The 15,107-nt window shown below is 69.9% G+C and carries 14 protein-coding genes; 7 read left to right on the top strand and 7 right to left on the bottom strand.

The genetic code is table 11. The annotated features are described in order from the left end of the window. Nucleotides 1–42: 42 nt before the first annotated feature. Entirely contained in the window at nucleotides 43–891 is an 849-nt protein-coding gene (locus Aco04nite_RS17360; protein ID WP_212998275.1) for an alpha/beta fold hydrolase, read from the top strand. Nucleotides 892–893: 2 nt separating this feature from the next. Then, on the top strand, nucleotides 894–2,192 hold the full coding sequence (locus Aco04nite_RS17355) for an AAA family ATPase (protein WP_212998274.1): 1,299 nt from the start codon (nucleotides 894–896) through the stop codon (nucleotides 2,190–2,192). Between the two features lie 13 nt (nucleotides 2,193–2,205). On the opposite strand, the gene Aco04nite_RS17350 is transcribed toward Aco04nite_RS17355, so the two are convergent. From Aco04nite_RS17350 to Aco04nite_RS17340, 3 genes are read right to left on the bottom strand one after another with little or no spacing between them, the layout of a single operon-like run. Then, entirely contained in the window at nucleotides 2,206–2,628 is a 423-nt protein-coding gene (locus Aco04nite_RS17350) for a BLUF domain-containing protein (RefSeq protein WP_212998273.1), read from the bottom strand. 21 nt (nucleotides 2,629–2,649) lie between these two features. Next, nucleotides 2,650–3,114, bottom strand: a complete 465-nt coding sequence (locus tag Aco04nite_RS17345) for a hypothetical protein (RefSeq protein WP_244876069.1) — start codon at nucleotides 3,112–3,114, stop codon at nucleotides 2,650–2,652. Between the two features lie 2 nt (nucleotides 3,115–3,116). Further along, nucleotides 3,117–4,445, bottom strand: coding sequence for a glycoside hydrolase family 10 protein (locus Aco04nite_RS17340; RefSeq protein WP_244876068.1), 1,329 nt, complete (start codon nucleotides 4,443–4,445; stop codon nucleotides 3,117–3,119). Nucleotides 4,446–4,655: 210 nt separating this feature from the next. On the opposite strand from Aco04nite_RS17340, the gene Aco04nite_RS17335 reads away from it, so the two are divergent. The 4 genes from Aco04nite_RS17335 (at nucleotide 4,656) to Aco04nite_RS17320 (ending at nucleotide 10,259) form a co-directional block, all read left to right on the top strand. Further along, a complete protein-coding gene (locus Aco04nite_RS17335; RefSeq protein WP_212998271.1) occupies nucleotides 4,656–7,559 on the top strand; it encodes a glycoside hydrolase family 48 protein in 2,904 nt (967 codons plus the stop codon). A gap of 171 nt (nucleotides 7,560–7,730) precedes the next feature. Then, nucleotides 7,731–8,666, top strand: coding sequence for an AbfB domain-containing protein (locus tag Aco04nite_RS17330; protein WP_212998270.1), 936 nt, complete (start codon nucleotides 7,731–7,733; stop codon nucleotides 8,664–8,666). Between the two features lie 21 nt (nucleotides 8,667–8,687). Then, the gene (locus Aco04nite_RS17325; RefSeq protein WP_212998269.1) at nucleotides 8,688–9,146 is read left to right on the top strand and encodes a nucleoside deaminase; all 459 of its coding nucleotides are present in this window, start codon (nucleotides 8,688–8,690) and stop codon (nucleotides 9,144–9,146) included. A 636-nt stretch (nucleotides 9,147–9,782) separates the two neighbouring features. Next, nucleotides 9,783–10,259, top strand: a complete 477-nt coding sequence (locus tag Aco04nite_RS17320) for a molybdenum cofactor biosysynthesis protein (protein WP_212998268.1) — start codon at nucleotides 9,783–9,785, stop codon at nucleotides 10,257–10,259. A 47-nt stretch (nucleotides 10,260–10,306) separates the two neighbouring features. On the opposite strand, the gene Aco04nite_RS17315 is transcribed toward Aco04nite_RS17320, so the two are convergent. From Aco04nite_RS17315 to zwf, 4 genes are all read right to left on the bottom strand, one after another. Beyond that, entirely contained in the window at nucleotides 10,307–10,570 is a 264-nt protein-coding gene (locus Aco04nite_RS17315) for a type B 50S ribosomal protein L31 (RefSeq protein ID WP_212998267.1), read from the bottom strand. Between the two features lie 48 nt (nucleotides 10,571–10,618). Further along, nucleotides 10,619–11,572, bottom strand: a complete 954-nt coding sequence (locus Aco04nite_RS17310) for an anti-sigma factor RsbA family regulatory protein (RefSeq protein WP_212998266.1) — start codon at nucleotides 11,570–11,572, stop codon at nucleotides 10,619–10,621. Further along, the gene (locus tag Aco04nite_RS17305) at nucleotides 11,569–12,345 is read right to left on the bottom strand and encodes an MEDS domain-containing protein (RefSeq protein ID WP_212998265.1); all 777 of its coding nucleotides are present in this window, start codon (nucleotides 12,343–12,345) and stop codon (nucleotides 11,569–11,571) included. The genes Aco04nite_RS17310 and Aco04nite_RS17305 overlap by 4 nt, the downstream gene beginning before the upstream one ends. A gap of 201 nt (nucleotides 12,346–12,546) precedes the next feature. Then, a complete protein-coding gene (gene zwf, locus Aco04nite_RS17300; RefSeq protein WP_212998264.1) occupies nucleotides 12,547–13,941 on the bottom strand; it encodes a glucose-6-phosphate dehydrogenase in 1,395 nt (464 codons plus the stop codon). Between the two features lie 231 nt (nucleotides 13,942–14,172). Between zwf and Aco04nite_RS17295 the strand changes: the two genes are divergently transcribed. Then, entirely contained in the window at nucleotides 14,173–15,054 is an 882-nt protein-coding gene (locus Aco04nite_RS17295) for a hypothetical protein (RefSeq protein ID WP_212998263.1), read from the top strand. The last annotated feature ends 53 nt before the right edge of the window (nucleotides 15,055–15,107 follow it).

Genomic DNA, 15,107 nt, shown 5'->3' with positions numbered 1-15,107 from the left:
TATCTTGAACTGTTTGGTTCAAGATGGCCTAGTGTGCTTCGCATGACTGACTTCACCCACCACCGGTCCGGCCTCCACATCGTCGAAGGCGGTTCCCCGGCTCGTCCGGCGATCGTGCTGCTCGCGGGCTTCCCGCAGACCTGGCAGGCGTGGCGGAAGGTGATGCCCGCCCTCGCCGAGCGATTCCACGTCATCGCCGTCGACCTGCCCGGCCAGGGCGACTCCGAGCGACCCCCGGGCGGCTACGACACACACACGGCCGCCGCCTCGGTCCACGCCGCCGTGCAGTCGCTCGGTGTTTCCTCCTATTGGCTGGCCGGCCATGACATCGGCGCGTGGGTCGCGTTCTCCCAGGCCCTGCAGTTCGAGGACCGGATCCGCGGCGTCGCCCTGCTCGACGCCGGCATCCCGGGCATCACCCTGCCCGACTCGATCCCGACGGACCCGGCCCGCGCGTGGAAGACGTGGCACTTCGCCTTCCACCTCGTGCCCGACCTGCCGGAGGTCCTCCTCGCCGGCCGCGAACGCGAATACGTCGCATGGTTCCTGAAGACCAAGTCCCTCGCCGCAGATGCATTCAGTGACCAGGAAATCGACCTGTACGCCGCATCCCTCGCCGCCGAGGGCGGCCTCCACGCCGCCCTGGCCTATTACCGCGACGCCGCCGAGTCCGCGCGCCTGAACCATGAGGCCCTGGCCCGCAAGCACCTCACGCTGCCGGTCCTGGGCATCTCCAGCAGCCACGGCTCGATCCCCGACATGGCAGCCTCCCTCAAGCCCTGGGCCCCCACGGTCACCGGCATCACCATCGCCGACGCCGGCCACTTCATCCCCGACGAGCAACCCGCTGCGGCCGCCGCCGCCCTGACCGACTTCTGCCAACTTGCATAGCTGTGGACGAGGCGACCGACCGCGACTCGCTGAACCAGTTCGGCGCTCAGCTGGCCGAGCATCAGAACGCTCCGGCGCCGTTCTCGTTCGAGACGTGGCACAGCGCCATCGACGCGCTGCTCGCTCTCGGGCGGGAGCGGCGGATCCCGGTGGTGATCGATGAGTTCCCCTACCTGGTGGCTGCCAATGCGCAGCTTCCGTCGATCATTCAGAACGCGTTCGCACCGTTGCGCGCCGAGCGCGACTCCAGCCGTACCTGTCTGCTGCTCTGTGGTTCGGCCATGTCGTTCATGGGGCGGCTGCTCAGCGGCAACGCGTCGCTGCGTGGCCGGGCCGGGCTGGAGCTGGTCGTACCCACCCTCGACCATCAGCTCGCCGCGGAGTTCTGGGGTGTGGACGACCCGGCCACCGCGTTGAAGGTCAACGCGATCGTGGGCGGGACACCCGCCTACCGCCGTGAGTTCGCCCGCGACGACACCCCGGCGGGCCCGGACGACTTCGACTCCTGGGTGGTCCGCACGGTCCTGTCCCCGGCCAGCCCGCTCTTCCGGGAGGCGCGATACCTGCTGGCCGACGAGCCGGAACTGCACGACATCGGGCTCTACCATTCTGTCCTGGCCGCGATCGCCGCCGGGAACGCGAACCGTGGCGGCATCGCGTCCTACCTGGGCCGTAAATCCGGCGACCTGGCCCACCCGCTGACCGTCCTCGAGGACTGCGGTCTCATCGCCCGCGAACCCGACGTGTTCAAGGACAACCGGACCAGCTTCCGGATCGCGGAACCGCTGGTCACGTTCTACCACGCGGTCACGCGGCCCATCTGGTCCGACCTCGAGCACACCCGGGACGCGACCAGGCTGTGGCAGCGCAGCCGCCAGCGTTTCGTCGGCAACGTGCTCGGCCCGCACTTCGAGCATCTGTGCCGCCTCTGGACCCGGCACATGGCACCACCGGAACTGCTCGGCGACTACCCGAACCGCGTCGGCAGCGGCACGGTCAACGACGCGAGCAACAAGACGTCGTACGAGCTGGACATGGTCGCCTTCGGGCTGGACGACGACAACCGCCGGCCGCTGCTCGCCATCGGCGAGTCGAAGTGGGGCGACATCATGGGGCTGGCCCACCTCGACCGGCTGCGGCGGATCCGGGTGCTGCTGACCGCGCAGGGACGGTACGGCGCCGAGACCGCGAAGCTGGTCTGCTACTCCGCGTCGGGCTTCACCGACGACCTCGTCATCGCCGCCGCGAACGAACCGGGCATCGTGCTGGTCGGCGCCGGCGAGCTCTACCGGCGCCAGTAGGTCTCGGCAGGTCTCAGTAGGCGAAGTGCAGGGTGCGCATTCGGTTCATCACCGTGACCGCGGTGTCGGCGGGGAGGGTCTCCGGGGTGAATTCGGTGCTGGGGAGGATGTCGTCGAGGGCGGCGCGGAGGCTGGGGGAGCTGGCGTCCAGGAGGCCCATGGTCCAGTCGGGGAAGCTTCGCTGGGGGATGTCCTGGACGGCGACCAGTGCCACGTGGTCGTGGCGGGCGTCCTGGGAGATGGCGGCGAAGGTTTCGGTGACCTGTTCGCGGTCGCCTTCCAGGCATTGCATGAAGCAGTCGCGGTTGAAGAGCAGGACGCCGGTGAGGTCCTGGCGGGCGTTGTTGGCCCGGGCCTGGTCGCGGATGCCGAAGATCGCTTCGGGGCGCAGGTCCGTGTTCTTCCTGCTGCAGTAGATCAGCTGCGTCAGGCTCATTCCCCGACGGTAGTACGTGGTTCAGGCGGGCAGTGGGGTTTCGCAGTTGTAGCAGTAGTAGTCGTCGTCCTTCACCACGGTGAGCTCGCCGCAGGTGGCGCAGTGGCGGAAGATGAACTCGGTGGTGAAGTGGCCGGGGTGGTTCAGGCCGGCGCGGGTGAGCGCCGCCGCCACGGCGGGCCAGCAGGACGGGGCCGGGCAGTAGCCGGTGGACTGGTTGGTCACCTCGGGGGCTGTCCAGCCGGGCTCCGAGCGTACGAACAGAATCTCGCCTGCCGCCAGCACCCGCTCACCGGAAGCGCAGGCGACGTGCTCGCTGCGGCGGGGTGCCAGGCGCAAGGTGCCGTCCAGGGTGACCACATAGGTGAACGGCTCGGACAGGTCCGCCCTGCTTGCCCACCGGGCGAAGGCGGCAGGGGTCGGGACGGCATGGCCGGGGGGACCCGCGGGAAGGTCCGCGGGTCCCACGTAGGCGTAGGTGAGCACGGTCAGACCGTAGTGCAGGCCGTTGCGTTGACGGTGAAGGCCGTGGGGGCGGGGTTGGTGCCGGACCAGGATGCGTTGAAGCCGAGGGAGACCGTGCCGCCGGGGGCGACCGTGCCGTTCCAGGAGGCGTTGGTGAGCTTGGTCTGGGGCCCGGGCTGGACCAGTACCGAGTTCCAGGACTGGGTGATCGTCTGGCCGGCGGTGTAGGCGAAGGCGAGTTCCCAGCCGGACCAGGCGGTGGTGCCGGTGTTGGTGAGGGTGACGGTGCCCGTGAAGCCGGTGTTCCATTGGCTGGACACCGAGTAGGCGGCTTTGCAGGGTGCGGCCGGGGTTACGCCGCCGAGGGCTTCGGCGACCGCCTGGTAGGCCGGTTTGGGCTGGTAGTTCTCGTCCCAGAGCAGGGCTGCGCCCTCGCCGGGGAAGACGTCGGGGATCCAGGAATACTTGTCCGTGACGCCCCAGGTGGTGACGCCCTGGCAGCGGGTCACGGCCAGGCAGGCCGTCACCACCGAGCGGTAGTCCGCTGCCTGCTGGGCGAGTTTGGCCGCGTCCGAGGGGGTGGCCATGCGGATGTCGAGTTCGGTGATGCGCACGTCGACGCCGAGGTCGGCGAAGCGCTGGAGGTTGGCCTTCAGGTCGCCGGGGACCTGGCCGAGGATCAGATGGGCCTGAAAACCTACACAATCGATGGGTACGCCCTGAGCCTTGAAATCGCGTACCAGGTTGTAGACGGCGGTACTTTTCGCGCCGATGTTCTCGATGTTGTAGTCGTTGATGCACAGTTTCGCGCCGGGGTCCGCCGCGCGGGCGGCCTGGAACGCCTCGGCGATGTAGCCGTCGCCGAGCTTGTCCTGGAACGGCGTCGAGCGCCGGAGCCCGCCGCTGTCGGAGAAGGCCTCGTTGACCACGTCCCACGACGACACCTGACCCTTGAAGTGGGTGGCGACGGTGGTGATGTGGTTCAGCACGGCGGCGCGCAGGGCGGTCGCGTCGAGTGCGGAGACCCAGGACGGGAGCTGGTTGTGCCACACGAGGGTGTGGCCGTAGAGCTCCTTGCCGGTGCTCTGCGCGTATGCGGCCACGGCGTCGCCGTCGGTCCAGCGGAACTGGTTCTGCGTGGGCTCGGTGGCGTCCCATTTCATGGCGTTCTCGGGGACGACGAGGTTGAACTCGTTGTCCACGATGGTCTTGTAGGCGGTCTCGCTGAGCCGGGCGGGGGCGAGCGCGACGCCGATGTCGATTCCCCTGGCCGTGGCGAGGGAGGCGAGCGTCGGGGCCTGTAAGGGCGACAGGCTGAGGACGGCCGCGAGGACCGTGGCTAGAAAGGGCATGGGGGACTCCTCCATCGCGAAGAAGCGCTCCCACGACGGTGGCTGTCTCTATGGGTACTCACCTCCGCGGCCGCTGTCAACATAGGCGCCAGTCGATTTGTTTGTTTCGTTCTCTTGACATCCGGATGAACGACACCGACATTCATGGGAGCGCTTCCACGGTCACAGCTTTCGATCCCGCAGCCCGTCCCTGCAGAGAGAGAAGCCCCTATGCGACACAGAACAGGCAGGGCCCTCGGCGCCGCGTTGCTCGGCGCCGGGCTGGTCCTCGTCGCCGCCCCGCCGCCCGCGCAGGCCGCCGCCGCCTGCAGCGTGGTCTACAAGGTCCAGAGCCAGTGGACCGGCGGCTTCACCGGCGACATCGCCATCACCAACACCGGTGACCCGGTCACCAGCTGGAAACTCGAGTACGACTTCCCCGACGCCGGGCAGAAGGTCACCCAGGGCTGGAGCGGCACGTACGCGCAGACCGGCACCCACGTCACCGTCAACAACGTCGCGTGGAACGGCGGCCTCGGCACCGGCGCGAGCGTGAGCACCGGCTTCAACGCCACGTTCACCTCGGCGAACCCGTTACCGACCGCGTTCACGCTGAACGGCACCGCCTGTAACGGGGCCGTGGCCGCGCCGACCGTGGCGATCGGCAGCCCCGCCGCGAACACCCGCTACACCGCGCCCGCCTCGATCCCGGTCACCGCCACCGCTACGGCCGGCACCGGCCGTACGGTGAGCAAGGTCGAGTTCTACCACGACGGGCTGCTGCTCGGGACCGACACGTCCGCGCCGTACGCGTACACGTGGGCCAGCGTCCCCGCCCAGGCCGCCGCGTACCACGTCCAGGCGGTGGCCTTCGACTCCGCGGGAGTACGCAGCACGACGGCCGACGTCCCGGTCTTCGTCGACGCCTCCGCGAACCCGGCCGTCGTCACGGACTCGACAAGCGTCACCGTGTCGCCGGGTAAGACGGCGACGTTCAAGGTGTCGCTGTCCAAGGCGCCGACCGCCGGCACGACCGTCGCCGTCGCGCGTACCGCCGGAGTCACCACCGTCTCCGCCGCACCCGCGTCGCTGACCTTCACCACGGCGAACTGGAACACCCCGCAGACCGTTACCGTCACCGCGACGGCCGCCGCCGCGGTGAACACCAACGCCACGTTCTCGGCAACAGGCACCGGCCTGACCGCCGCGACGGTGCTCGCGAGCGTGGTCGCCGAGGGTAGCGCCGACGCCCGGTTCACCCAGCTCTACAACGACATCAAGAACCCGGCGAACGGCTACTTCAGCCCCGAGGGCGTGCCGTACCACTCGATCGAGACGCTGATCGACGAGGCGCCCGATCAGGGACACGAGACCACGTCCGAGGCGTTCAGCTACTGGCTGTGGCTCGAGGCCGAGCACGGCCGCGTGACGCAGGAGTGGGCGCCGTTCAGCTCGGCCTGGCAGACGATGGAGAAGTACATCATTCCGTCGCACGCCGACCAGCCGACCAACGACAAGTACGACCCGTCGAAGCCGGCGACGTACGCCGCCGAGCACCCGCTGCCGTCGCAGTACCCGTCGCAGCTCGAGCCCAGCGTCAGCGTCGGGACGGACCCGCTCGCCAACGAGCTGAAGACCACGTACGGCACCCCCGACGTGTACGGCATGCACTGGCTGCTCGACGTCGACAACGTCTACGGCTTCGGGCACTGCGGTGACAAGACGACCCGGGTCGCGTACATCAACACGTTCCAGCGGGGCCCGCAGGAGTCGACGTTCGAGACCGTGCCGCAGCCGTCCTGCGACACGTTCGCGGCCGGCGGCCCCAACGGCTACCTCGACCTGTTCACCAAGGACACGTCGTACGCCAAGCAGTGGAAGTACACCAACGCCCCGGACGCGGACTCGCGCGCGGTGCAGGCGGCGTACTGGGCGTACACCTGGGCCACCGAGCAGGGCAAGGGCTCGCAGATCTCCGCGGCCGTGGCCAACGCCGCGAAGATGGGTGACTACCTGCGCTACTCGTTCTACGACAAGTACTTCAAGAACCCGGGCTGCACCTCGACCGGCTGCGCTCCCGGCACCGGCAAGAGCAGCTCCAACAACCTGATGTCCTGGTACTACGCGTGGGGCGGCGCCACCGACACGGCGGCCGGCTGGGCGTGGCGGATCGGCTCCAGCACGAGCCACTTCGGCTACCAGAACCCGATGGCGGCGTACGTGCTGTCGACCTCGAGCGCGCTGACCCCGAAGTCGTCCACCGCCAAGGCGGACTGGGCGGCCAGCCTCTCCCGGCAGGTCGAGTTCTACCAGTGGCTGCAGTCGGCCGACGGTGGCATCGCCGGTGGCGCGACCAACAGCTGGAACGGCGCGTACGAGGCACCCCCGGCGGGCACCCCGACGTTCTACGGGCTGTCGTACGTCGAGGCCCCGGTCTACGAGGACCCGCCGTCGAACCGCTGGTTCGGCATGCAGACGTGGTCGCTCGAACGCCTCGCCGAGTACTACTACCTGTCCGGCGACGCCAAGGCGAAGGCGGTGCTCGACAAGTGGGTGCCGTGGGCGCTCGACAACTCGACGATCTCCGCGACCAGCTTCGAGATCCCGTCGGACCTGGCGTGGTCGGGCAAGCCGGCCACGTGGAACCCGTCCAGCCCGGCGGCGAACAGCAGCCTGCGCGTCACGGTGACCAGCAAGGGCCAGGACCTCGGTGTGGCCGGGTCGTACGCCAAGCTGCTGACCTACTATGCCGCGAAGTCGGGTAATGCCCGGGCGAAGACGGCCGCGAAGGGACTGCTCGACGCGATCTGGTCGTACAAGGACAGCAAGGGCGTCTCGGTCACCGAGACCCGCGCCGACTACAACCGGATGGACGACGTCTATAACGCCTCCACCGGTCAGGGCATCTACATCCCGCCGGGCTGGACCGGCACGATGCCCAACGGCGACGCGATCAAGCCGGGGGTCTCGTTCCTCGACATCCGTTCCTTCTACAAGAACGACCCGGACTGGCCCAAGGTCCAGTCGTACCTGGCCGGTGGCGCCGCCCCGACCTTCAACTACCACCGCTTCTGGGCACAGGTCGACGTAGCCACCGGTTACGCGGAGTACGGCCGGTTGTTCCCGAACGGTTGATGAGCAGGGCCCGGGGCGCGGCTTCCATCCCCGCGTCTCGGGCCCCTTCCAAACCCGGGCTTGCCTTTCCGGGCATATGCCACGATCATTTCCTGGCGTCGCTCCCGTCCCGTCCCCTCCTCGTGAGGGAGCGGGACGCGGTGCGTTTCCGCCGCCACGGAACGGATGTGCATGTCCAAAGAGGATCCCTCGCAGACCACCGAGCTGCGAGTGGGTGGCTGGGTGCCGCCCGCGCCCCAGACCCCGCCCGGCTTCCCGCCGATGATGGAGTCGTTCCTCGCCTCGGCGAGCGCCACGATCCCGCAGCAGGTCACGGATCTCCCGGTTCGCCCCGGTCTCTCCCGCAGCCGCCGCGGCACGGTTGTCGCCTGCTCGGCACTCGCCGTCCTGCTCGTGACGGGCACGGTCGCGTGGCAGAGCTCGCGGCCCGGTAACGCGAGCGGGCCGCGCTTCGTCACACTGCCCACGATGCCGACCGTGCCGGCCCTGCCGCTCACGGTCCCGTCGGCCTCCCGCTCGGCTTCCCACTCGGCGTCACCTTCGGCGTCGGCGTCCTCCTCGCCTTCCGCGTCCACGTCCGCATCACCCTCGGCGTCGCCGTCCTCGCCGGCTCCGTCGTCATCCGCTCCGTCGGCTGCTCCTTCAACAAAGCCGACAAAAGCCCCGACGGTCGCGCCACCCTCAGGACCCTTCTCCATCGGTACGCGCATCGGCCTCGAACCGTCCGGAATGTCGGGCTACCGCGTCCGCCACCGCGACTACCGCGCCCGTGTCGACCGGATCGGCAGCACCAGCTCGTCCCTGGAGCGCGCCGACTCCACGTTCACCGTGCGCGCCGGCCTCGCCGACAACGCCTGCGTCTCGTTCGAGTCGACCAACTACCCCGGCTACTACCTGCGCCACCGCAACGGCGAGATCTGGCTCGACCGCCGCCAGGGCACGTCGCTCTACGCCGCCGACGCGACCTTCTGCGCCACCGGCGGCCGTCAGGCGGGCACGGTCCTGCTGCACTCCAGCAACTACCCCGACCGCTACCTCTCGGTACGCCGCTCCCGCCTGCAGCTCAGCACCCAGGCGACCGCATTCACCGTACGCTCGGGGCTGTAACCTTCCCCGTAGTGTGAACCCATGGCGGACCTGGCAGAACGGGAAGCACTGACGCTCGTCGTACAGCTGGCGACGGACAACGCCCTCGCGGGCCAACTGCCGTTCGCGGCAGTCGTCGTCCGCGACGGCACCGAGGTCGGCCGAGGCGTCAACACAGCCCTCGCCGACCTCGACCCCTCCGCCCACGCCGAGGTGACAGCGATCCGCGACGCCGCCCAGCGCCTCGGCACCCTCGACCTGTCCGGCACGATCATCTACTCGAGCTGCGAACCGTGCGCGATCTGCCGCCTGATCGCCGCGGCCTCCGGCATCTCCGAGATCGTCTACGCCGCCCCGAAAGAACTGGTCCCACCCACCATCGACAGCGCCCCGGCCACCACCGCCCGCCTGATCACCGCGGTCACCGCCGTCCTCCCGCACATCGCCCGCCCCGGCACGACCGACACCGACGTCACCACCCCCTTCACCACCCTGCACTGACGGTGAGACCGGGGGTGCCGGCTCGTTCGTGACGCCCGCGGCGCCGGCTCTTCATGGGGCTGGACCGTGACCGGCAACGTTCCTCTTGGCCGGAAAAGAATGCGCTGTTCGCAGCACCCGGTCTCCCGCCGGGGTCGCAGCAGATGACCACCTACGGACCTCCGGTCTCGGCCCAGCGTCGCATCGGCCTGTGGAGGTCGGCCTGAGGTGGTCGGCCGCCGGACCGCGATTCCAGCGGTTCGGGCTCTGCGTCCGGGGCTCTGGTTGCCCGGGAGGTGCTGACGGCCGAGGACTGTGGGTCTCGGCTCAGGGCCGAGCGGACCTGTTCGCGGAGCCGGTCGGGTCCGTGTCGGTGACGCCTCGTGGTCGTCCTCCGTGGCGTCAGCCGCGGGCGATCTGCCCGGGTCGACAAGCCGCCAAACATTGCGGCGATGTCTCGGATGACGCAACTTTCAGTCGGGTCGGCCGTCAAGCGTGAGGCAATCATGCCTCAGCCCATGACATGTACATTCTGCCAGGGGTAACGGACCGTAACGATGGCTCTGGGCGTTACTTCCCGGGGCCGGGGCCGGGGCCGGGGCCGGGGCCGGGGACAGGCTTCAGCGGCGTGGTGCGCGGGGTTCGTAGGGTGGGGGGATGGCGGAGATCGTGCAGCTGCTGGCTTCGGGCGTGCATCGGTATGAGGGGCGGCCCAAGGACGGGCCGGCGCCGGCTCCTGAGGGTGAGCTGGTCGAGGCGATCGTGGTGCGGGCCGGGCTCGGGGTGGTGGGGGACCGGTATTTCGGGAGGCAGGCGCACAAGGATGCGAGTGTGACGGTGATCGCGCGGGAGGGGCTGCCGGCCGGGGCTGACCTGCGGCAGACGCGGCGCAACATCCTGGTTGCCGGGATCGAGGTCGATGAGCTGGTGGGGGCGGTGCTCAGCCTGGATTCCGGGGACGGGGCGGTGCGGCTGTCCGTGCGGCGGAGGGCGAACCCGTGTGCCTGGATGGACGAGACGATCGGGCCGGGGGCGTTCAGGGCGTTGCGGGGTAAGGGCGGGATCCGGTGTGTGCCGCTCGACGACGGGACGCTGCGACTCGGGCCGGTGAAGGTCGAGATCACCCGGGAGTGACGAAACGCCCCGGCCCGTGGAGGGCCGGGGCGTCGCGGGGTGGTGCGTTACTTGGCCGCGCGCTGCTGGGCGCGGGCGTACTTCTGGCGGAACTTCTCGACGCGGCCGGCCGTGTCGAGCAGGCGCTGCTTGCCTGTCCAGAACGGGTGGCTGCCTGCGGAGATGTCGACGTCGAGGACCGGGTAGGTGTTGCCGTCGGCCCACTCGATGGTCTTCTCGCTCGTTGCGGTCGAGCGGGTGAGGAAGCTGTAGTCGGCGCTGCGGTCGCGGTAAACGACGTAGCCGTACTCGGGGTGGATTGCAGTCTTCATTTTCGACCTCCTGAAGGATCCGTGGAGGTAAACGTCAGGCGGGCGCGGTTATTCCACGGTGCGGCCGGCGATCATGCGGATGGTCCAGCCGTCGGTGTCGCGGGCGGTGCTGACCTGGGCGCACGCCTGGTGGGTGATCCACAGGCCGCGACCGCCGAGCTGGCCCGGGGCGGCGGGGAGCAGGCCGGCGAACGGGTCCTTGGGGCCGTCGCCGGCGTCGGTGACGGTCACCACGAGGCGGCCGGCCGTGCTCCAGACCCGGAGCCGGACGGGGGAACGGCCGTAACGCATGGCGTTCGTGACCGCCTCGCTCACCCCGACCAGCAGGTCGTCCAGGTCGTCGGGGGTGAGGCCGGCACCGAGGTCGCGCACCGCCGCGCGGGCCTGCGCCGGGGAGGGGTCGTGGAGCTCGGCGTGCGGCAGGGCGGCCTGCAGCGGGTCCGGGACGAGCGGGTGCTGTTCGGAGAGATACACGCTGGGCTCGGCGAACGCGGTGCTGGTGGTGCTGGCGCCACCGGGACGGGCGAAGCGGGGGTGGGTGCGGGCGACGTCCGAGCGGACCTGCGCGGAGGTGCGGCGCTCGTCGTACGTGCAGAGGCTCCAGAGCGGGAAGTCGTCGAACGCGACGTTGATCGCGGACTCGTAGCGGGCCCAGGCGCGCCAGGTGTCGCCGGAGCCGCCCGACGGGACCTCCCCGACGATCCGGATCTGCTCGGCGCCGTCGGCGACGCAGGCCGCGAGCATCGCCCGGTAGTCGCGGATCGCCGTGACCGGCCGGTCGTAGGTCGCGCCGCCGGTGAGGTAGCCGACACCGCAACGCGCCGGGAGGGCGTCACGGAGCAGCTCCCCGGACGGCGTGCCGAGGACCACGATGGAGGGCTCCCCGGCGGCCACGCCGTCGAGCAGGAACGGCACGGCGACGGAGAGGAACTCGTCGTCGGAGGCGTACTGGAGTGCCTCGTGGTAATAGCCGCGGTGCCCGGCCGGCGCCCCTGTCCTCATCGAATGGTCTCCACCCGTAGTGCGGTCAGGTCGAGCAGGGCCGCCAGGCGGGCAGCGGTGCCGCGGCGGGTGCGCAGGACCGCGGTGGCACCACGGCGGCTCGCCCACGAGTCGAGTTGCATGAGCGAACGGTGATCGACAAACGCGAGCCCGGCCCCCTGCAGGACGACCTCGCCGTTCACCGGGATCAGATCGGCATGGGCGAGGGCCTGCTTGAGCTCTTCGCGGGTCGAGTCGTCGAGTTCCCCGTCGAGGCCGGCGCTCGACGAGCCGGTCGAGTCGGCGTAGAGCCGGAACGGGGCGTCGGAGTCGGGGTGCACGCAGGTCAGGCCGGCGATGACGGCGTCGTCGAGGACGCGCCGGTCGAAGCCGCACAGGCCGTTGAGCGGGTGCCCACGCATGTAGCGGTCGATGAGGTGCTCGTAGCGTGCGTATCCCGCACGTAGCAGCGGGTCACGCACCAGCCAGGTGGTGTCGGCAGCGACGCTGAGCCCGGTGTAGCCGTCGGCCAGGGCCCGCTCGACCTCGGCGGCCCAGGCGGCGACCGTGGCGGCCGGGTCGGTGATGCCGTCCGCTGGATACTGGGTCGCGGGCTCGGCCAGCTCCGGGTCGAAATCCCAGCCCTGCGGTGCCCAGCCGGCGACGTAACGCACCCGGTGCCCGGCGGCCAGCCCCGCGGCCAGGAAGTCCCGTGCCGCGGCCTCGAACTCCGCCGGGTCGTCGAAGGCCACGCAACCGTGCCCGTAACTCACCGGGGCGTCGGGCGTAACCATGAATTCATGATAGCGAGGCGACTCCCGCGCCGATCATCTCGCGGGGGGCGCCGGCGATCATGCGGATGGTCCGGCCCTCGGCGTCGTGAGCGGCACTGACCTGGACGTGCGCCTGACGGGCGATCCACAGGCCGCGACCATGGCGGCCGGGTCCGTGATGCCCTCCGGCGGGTACTGCTCGGCGGGCACCGCGCGCTCGGGTTACTGCCCCAACAGCCACCCGTGCGGGGACGCCAGCTTGGCGGCTGCGGACGGCCCCCAGCTGCTCTGGGCGTACTTGTGCAGCCGCGGGCGGTTCTCCAGCAGGGGGGTGACTGCCTTCCAGGCGGCCGAGAGGCCGTCCGGGCGGGTGAACAGGGACCGGTCACCCAGCAGGACGTCATTGATCAGTCTTGCGTACGGAGGGAGCGGCTCGGCGTCGGGGAGCTGCGCCAGCGGCAGGCTGACCGTGGCCGGGTCGACGGTCAGCGCGACACCGGGTTTCTTGGCGAGCAGGGACAATCCGAACTCGCCGTTGCCGGAGAGCGAGAACGTCAGCACGTTGGCCTGGGCGGGCAGGTCGGCGAACGGGCCTTCCGGCGTACGCAGGACGATGCTGACCCGCTGCTCGCTGGCCGCCATCCGCTTGCCGGTGCGCAGCAGGAAAGGCACGCCCCGCCAGCGGGCGTTGTCGATCCAGAGCCGGGCCGCGACGTACGTGTCGGTGCGCGACCGTGACTTGATGCCCTCGACGTCCTGGTAGCCCTCGAACTGCCCGAGCACCACCTCGGCGGGGTCGAGCGGCCGGAACGCCTTGATCACCTTCTCCCGGGCGCTCTGCAGCCCCTCGGCGTCCAGGCTCGCCGGTGGCTCCATCGCGACCTCGGCCGCGACCTGGAACAGGTGGGTGACGAGCATGTCGAGCGTCGCGCCGGTGGCGTCGTAGAACAGGGCGCGGTCGTCGATGCCGAGGTCCTCGGGCACGTCGATCTGGACGCTCTCGATGTGCTTGTTGTTCCACATCGCCGCGAACAGCTCGTTGGCGAACCGCAGCACGTGCAGGTTCTGCGTCGCTTCCTTGCCCAGGAAGTGGTCGATCCGGTAGACCTGCGACTCGTCGAGCACCGAGTGGACGGTGCGGTCGAGGGCGCGGAAGTCGGTGGGCGAGGTGCCGAACGGCTTCTCGAAGACGACCCGGCTGCCCTTGGCGAGCCCGTGTTCGCTCAGCGCCTTCGTCAGCTCGCCGAAGTGCGACGGCGGCACGGCGAAGTAATGCACGAGCTGGGCGTCCTCGCCGAGCATCTCGCGCGTGTCACCGATGACGTCGAGCAGGCTGCCGGGGGAGTCGGTGTCGAACCCGCCGCCGGCGAAGTAGAGCCGCTTCTCGAACTGCTTCCACGGGCCCTTGCCCGGCGCCGGCCCGAACTCCGTGAGCGCGTCGTGCACGTGCTTGCGGAAGTCCTCGTGGGCCACGTCGCCGCGGCCGTTGCCGACCAGCGCCCAGTCCTCGGGGAGCAGGCCCTCGATCGCGAGCGTGTAGAACGCGGGCAGCACCATGCGCTTCGCCAGGTCACCGGTCGCGCCGAACAGCACGAACACGGTCTTTTTCGTCGCCATGGCAGCAGATGTGACCTGCGGAGGCCCGCTCTAATCCTTTCCGGCCGGTCCTGTGTCGCGATCCATCGGCCCGCCGGTCCCGGCCATCGGCGCCACCGGCGCCGAAAAGATTCAAATTAATCCGTTAGGAATTGAACCCTCCGAATGTGCGCGGGAAGTGAACCCATCGACCCCCGGGTCTCGTATCAGCCCCCGTACACCGACATTGAGGTCCGGCGAACAGGAGTGGTGATGAGCTACCGCAAGCGACGGGGTATCGGCGTCAACCGCAAGGCTATCGGGGCGGGTCTGTTTGCCGCGGTGCTGGTAGCGGGTGGTGTGACCGGCTTGCAGCTGGCTTCCGCGAGCGAGGAGACGAAGGCCGCGGAGATCGTGGTCGTCGATGGTCAGAACTTCGACATCGCCGGCTGCGAGAAGTTGGAAATCAACGCGGGCGCGGTTGTCTGCGACGGCGAGGAATTGCAGCCGGAACAGGCGGTGGGCGCCGCCGAGGCCGCCGCTGCGTCGGCTGCCGCGCTGGAAACGGCGTGTGACCAGTTCGCGATCGACCAGGCCGCCGCCGACGCCGAGGCGGGTGCCGCGGACGATGCGGGCGCCGCCGATGAGGCCGGTGCGGCGGACGATGCCGGTGCCGCGGATGAGGCCGGCGCGGCTGACGAGGCGGGTGCGGGCGGCAAGGCCGCGGCTCCCGCGGAGAAGGCGAAGCACGAGCCGCTCTCCAAGAAGATCAAGAAGGCCATCGCGAAGAAGTACGCGAAGAAGATGGAAGCCGCCGCCGAGGAAGAGGGCGCTGAGGACGCCGGTGCTGCCGGCGACGCCGGTGCCGCTGAGGAGGGTGGCGCTGCCGCCGAGGACCTCGACGCCGCGGTGACCGCCGGTCGTGAGGGTCTGCTGACCGCGTGTCTCACGCTGGCCGACGCCAAGGCCGCCGCCGCTGCCGCGGCCGGTGACGCCGGTGCTGCTGACGACGCCGGCGCCGCGGATGAGGCGGGTGCCGACGAGGCCGGTGCTGCCGATGAGGCGGGCGCCGCTGACGAGGCCGGTGCTGACGATGCCGGTGCTGACAAGGCTGGTGCTGACAAGGCGGAGGAAGGCGCTACCGCCAAGAAGTAACGGATAGCGGGTGAGCGGCGCGGTCCCTGGCGGGGGAGCGCGCCGCTTCGCTG

The organism is Winogradskya consettensis, from assembly GCF_018332715.1.
Classification (GTDB): Bacteria; Actinomycetota; Actinomycetes; order Mycobacteriales; family Micromonosporaceae; genus Actinoplanes; species Actinoplanes consettensis.
The sequence above is the reverse complement of the archived record's forward strand: the minus strand, read 5'-3'. Positions and strand labels throughout refer to the sequence as shown.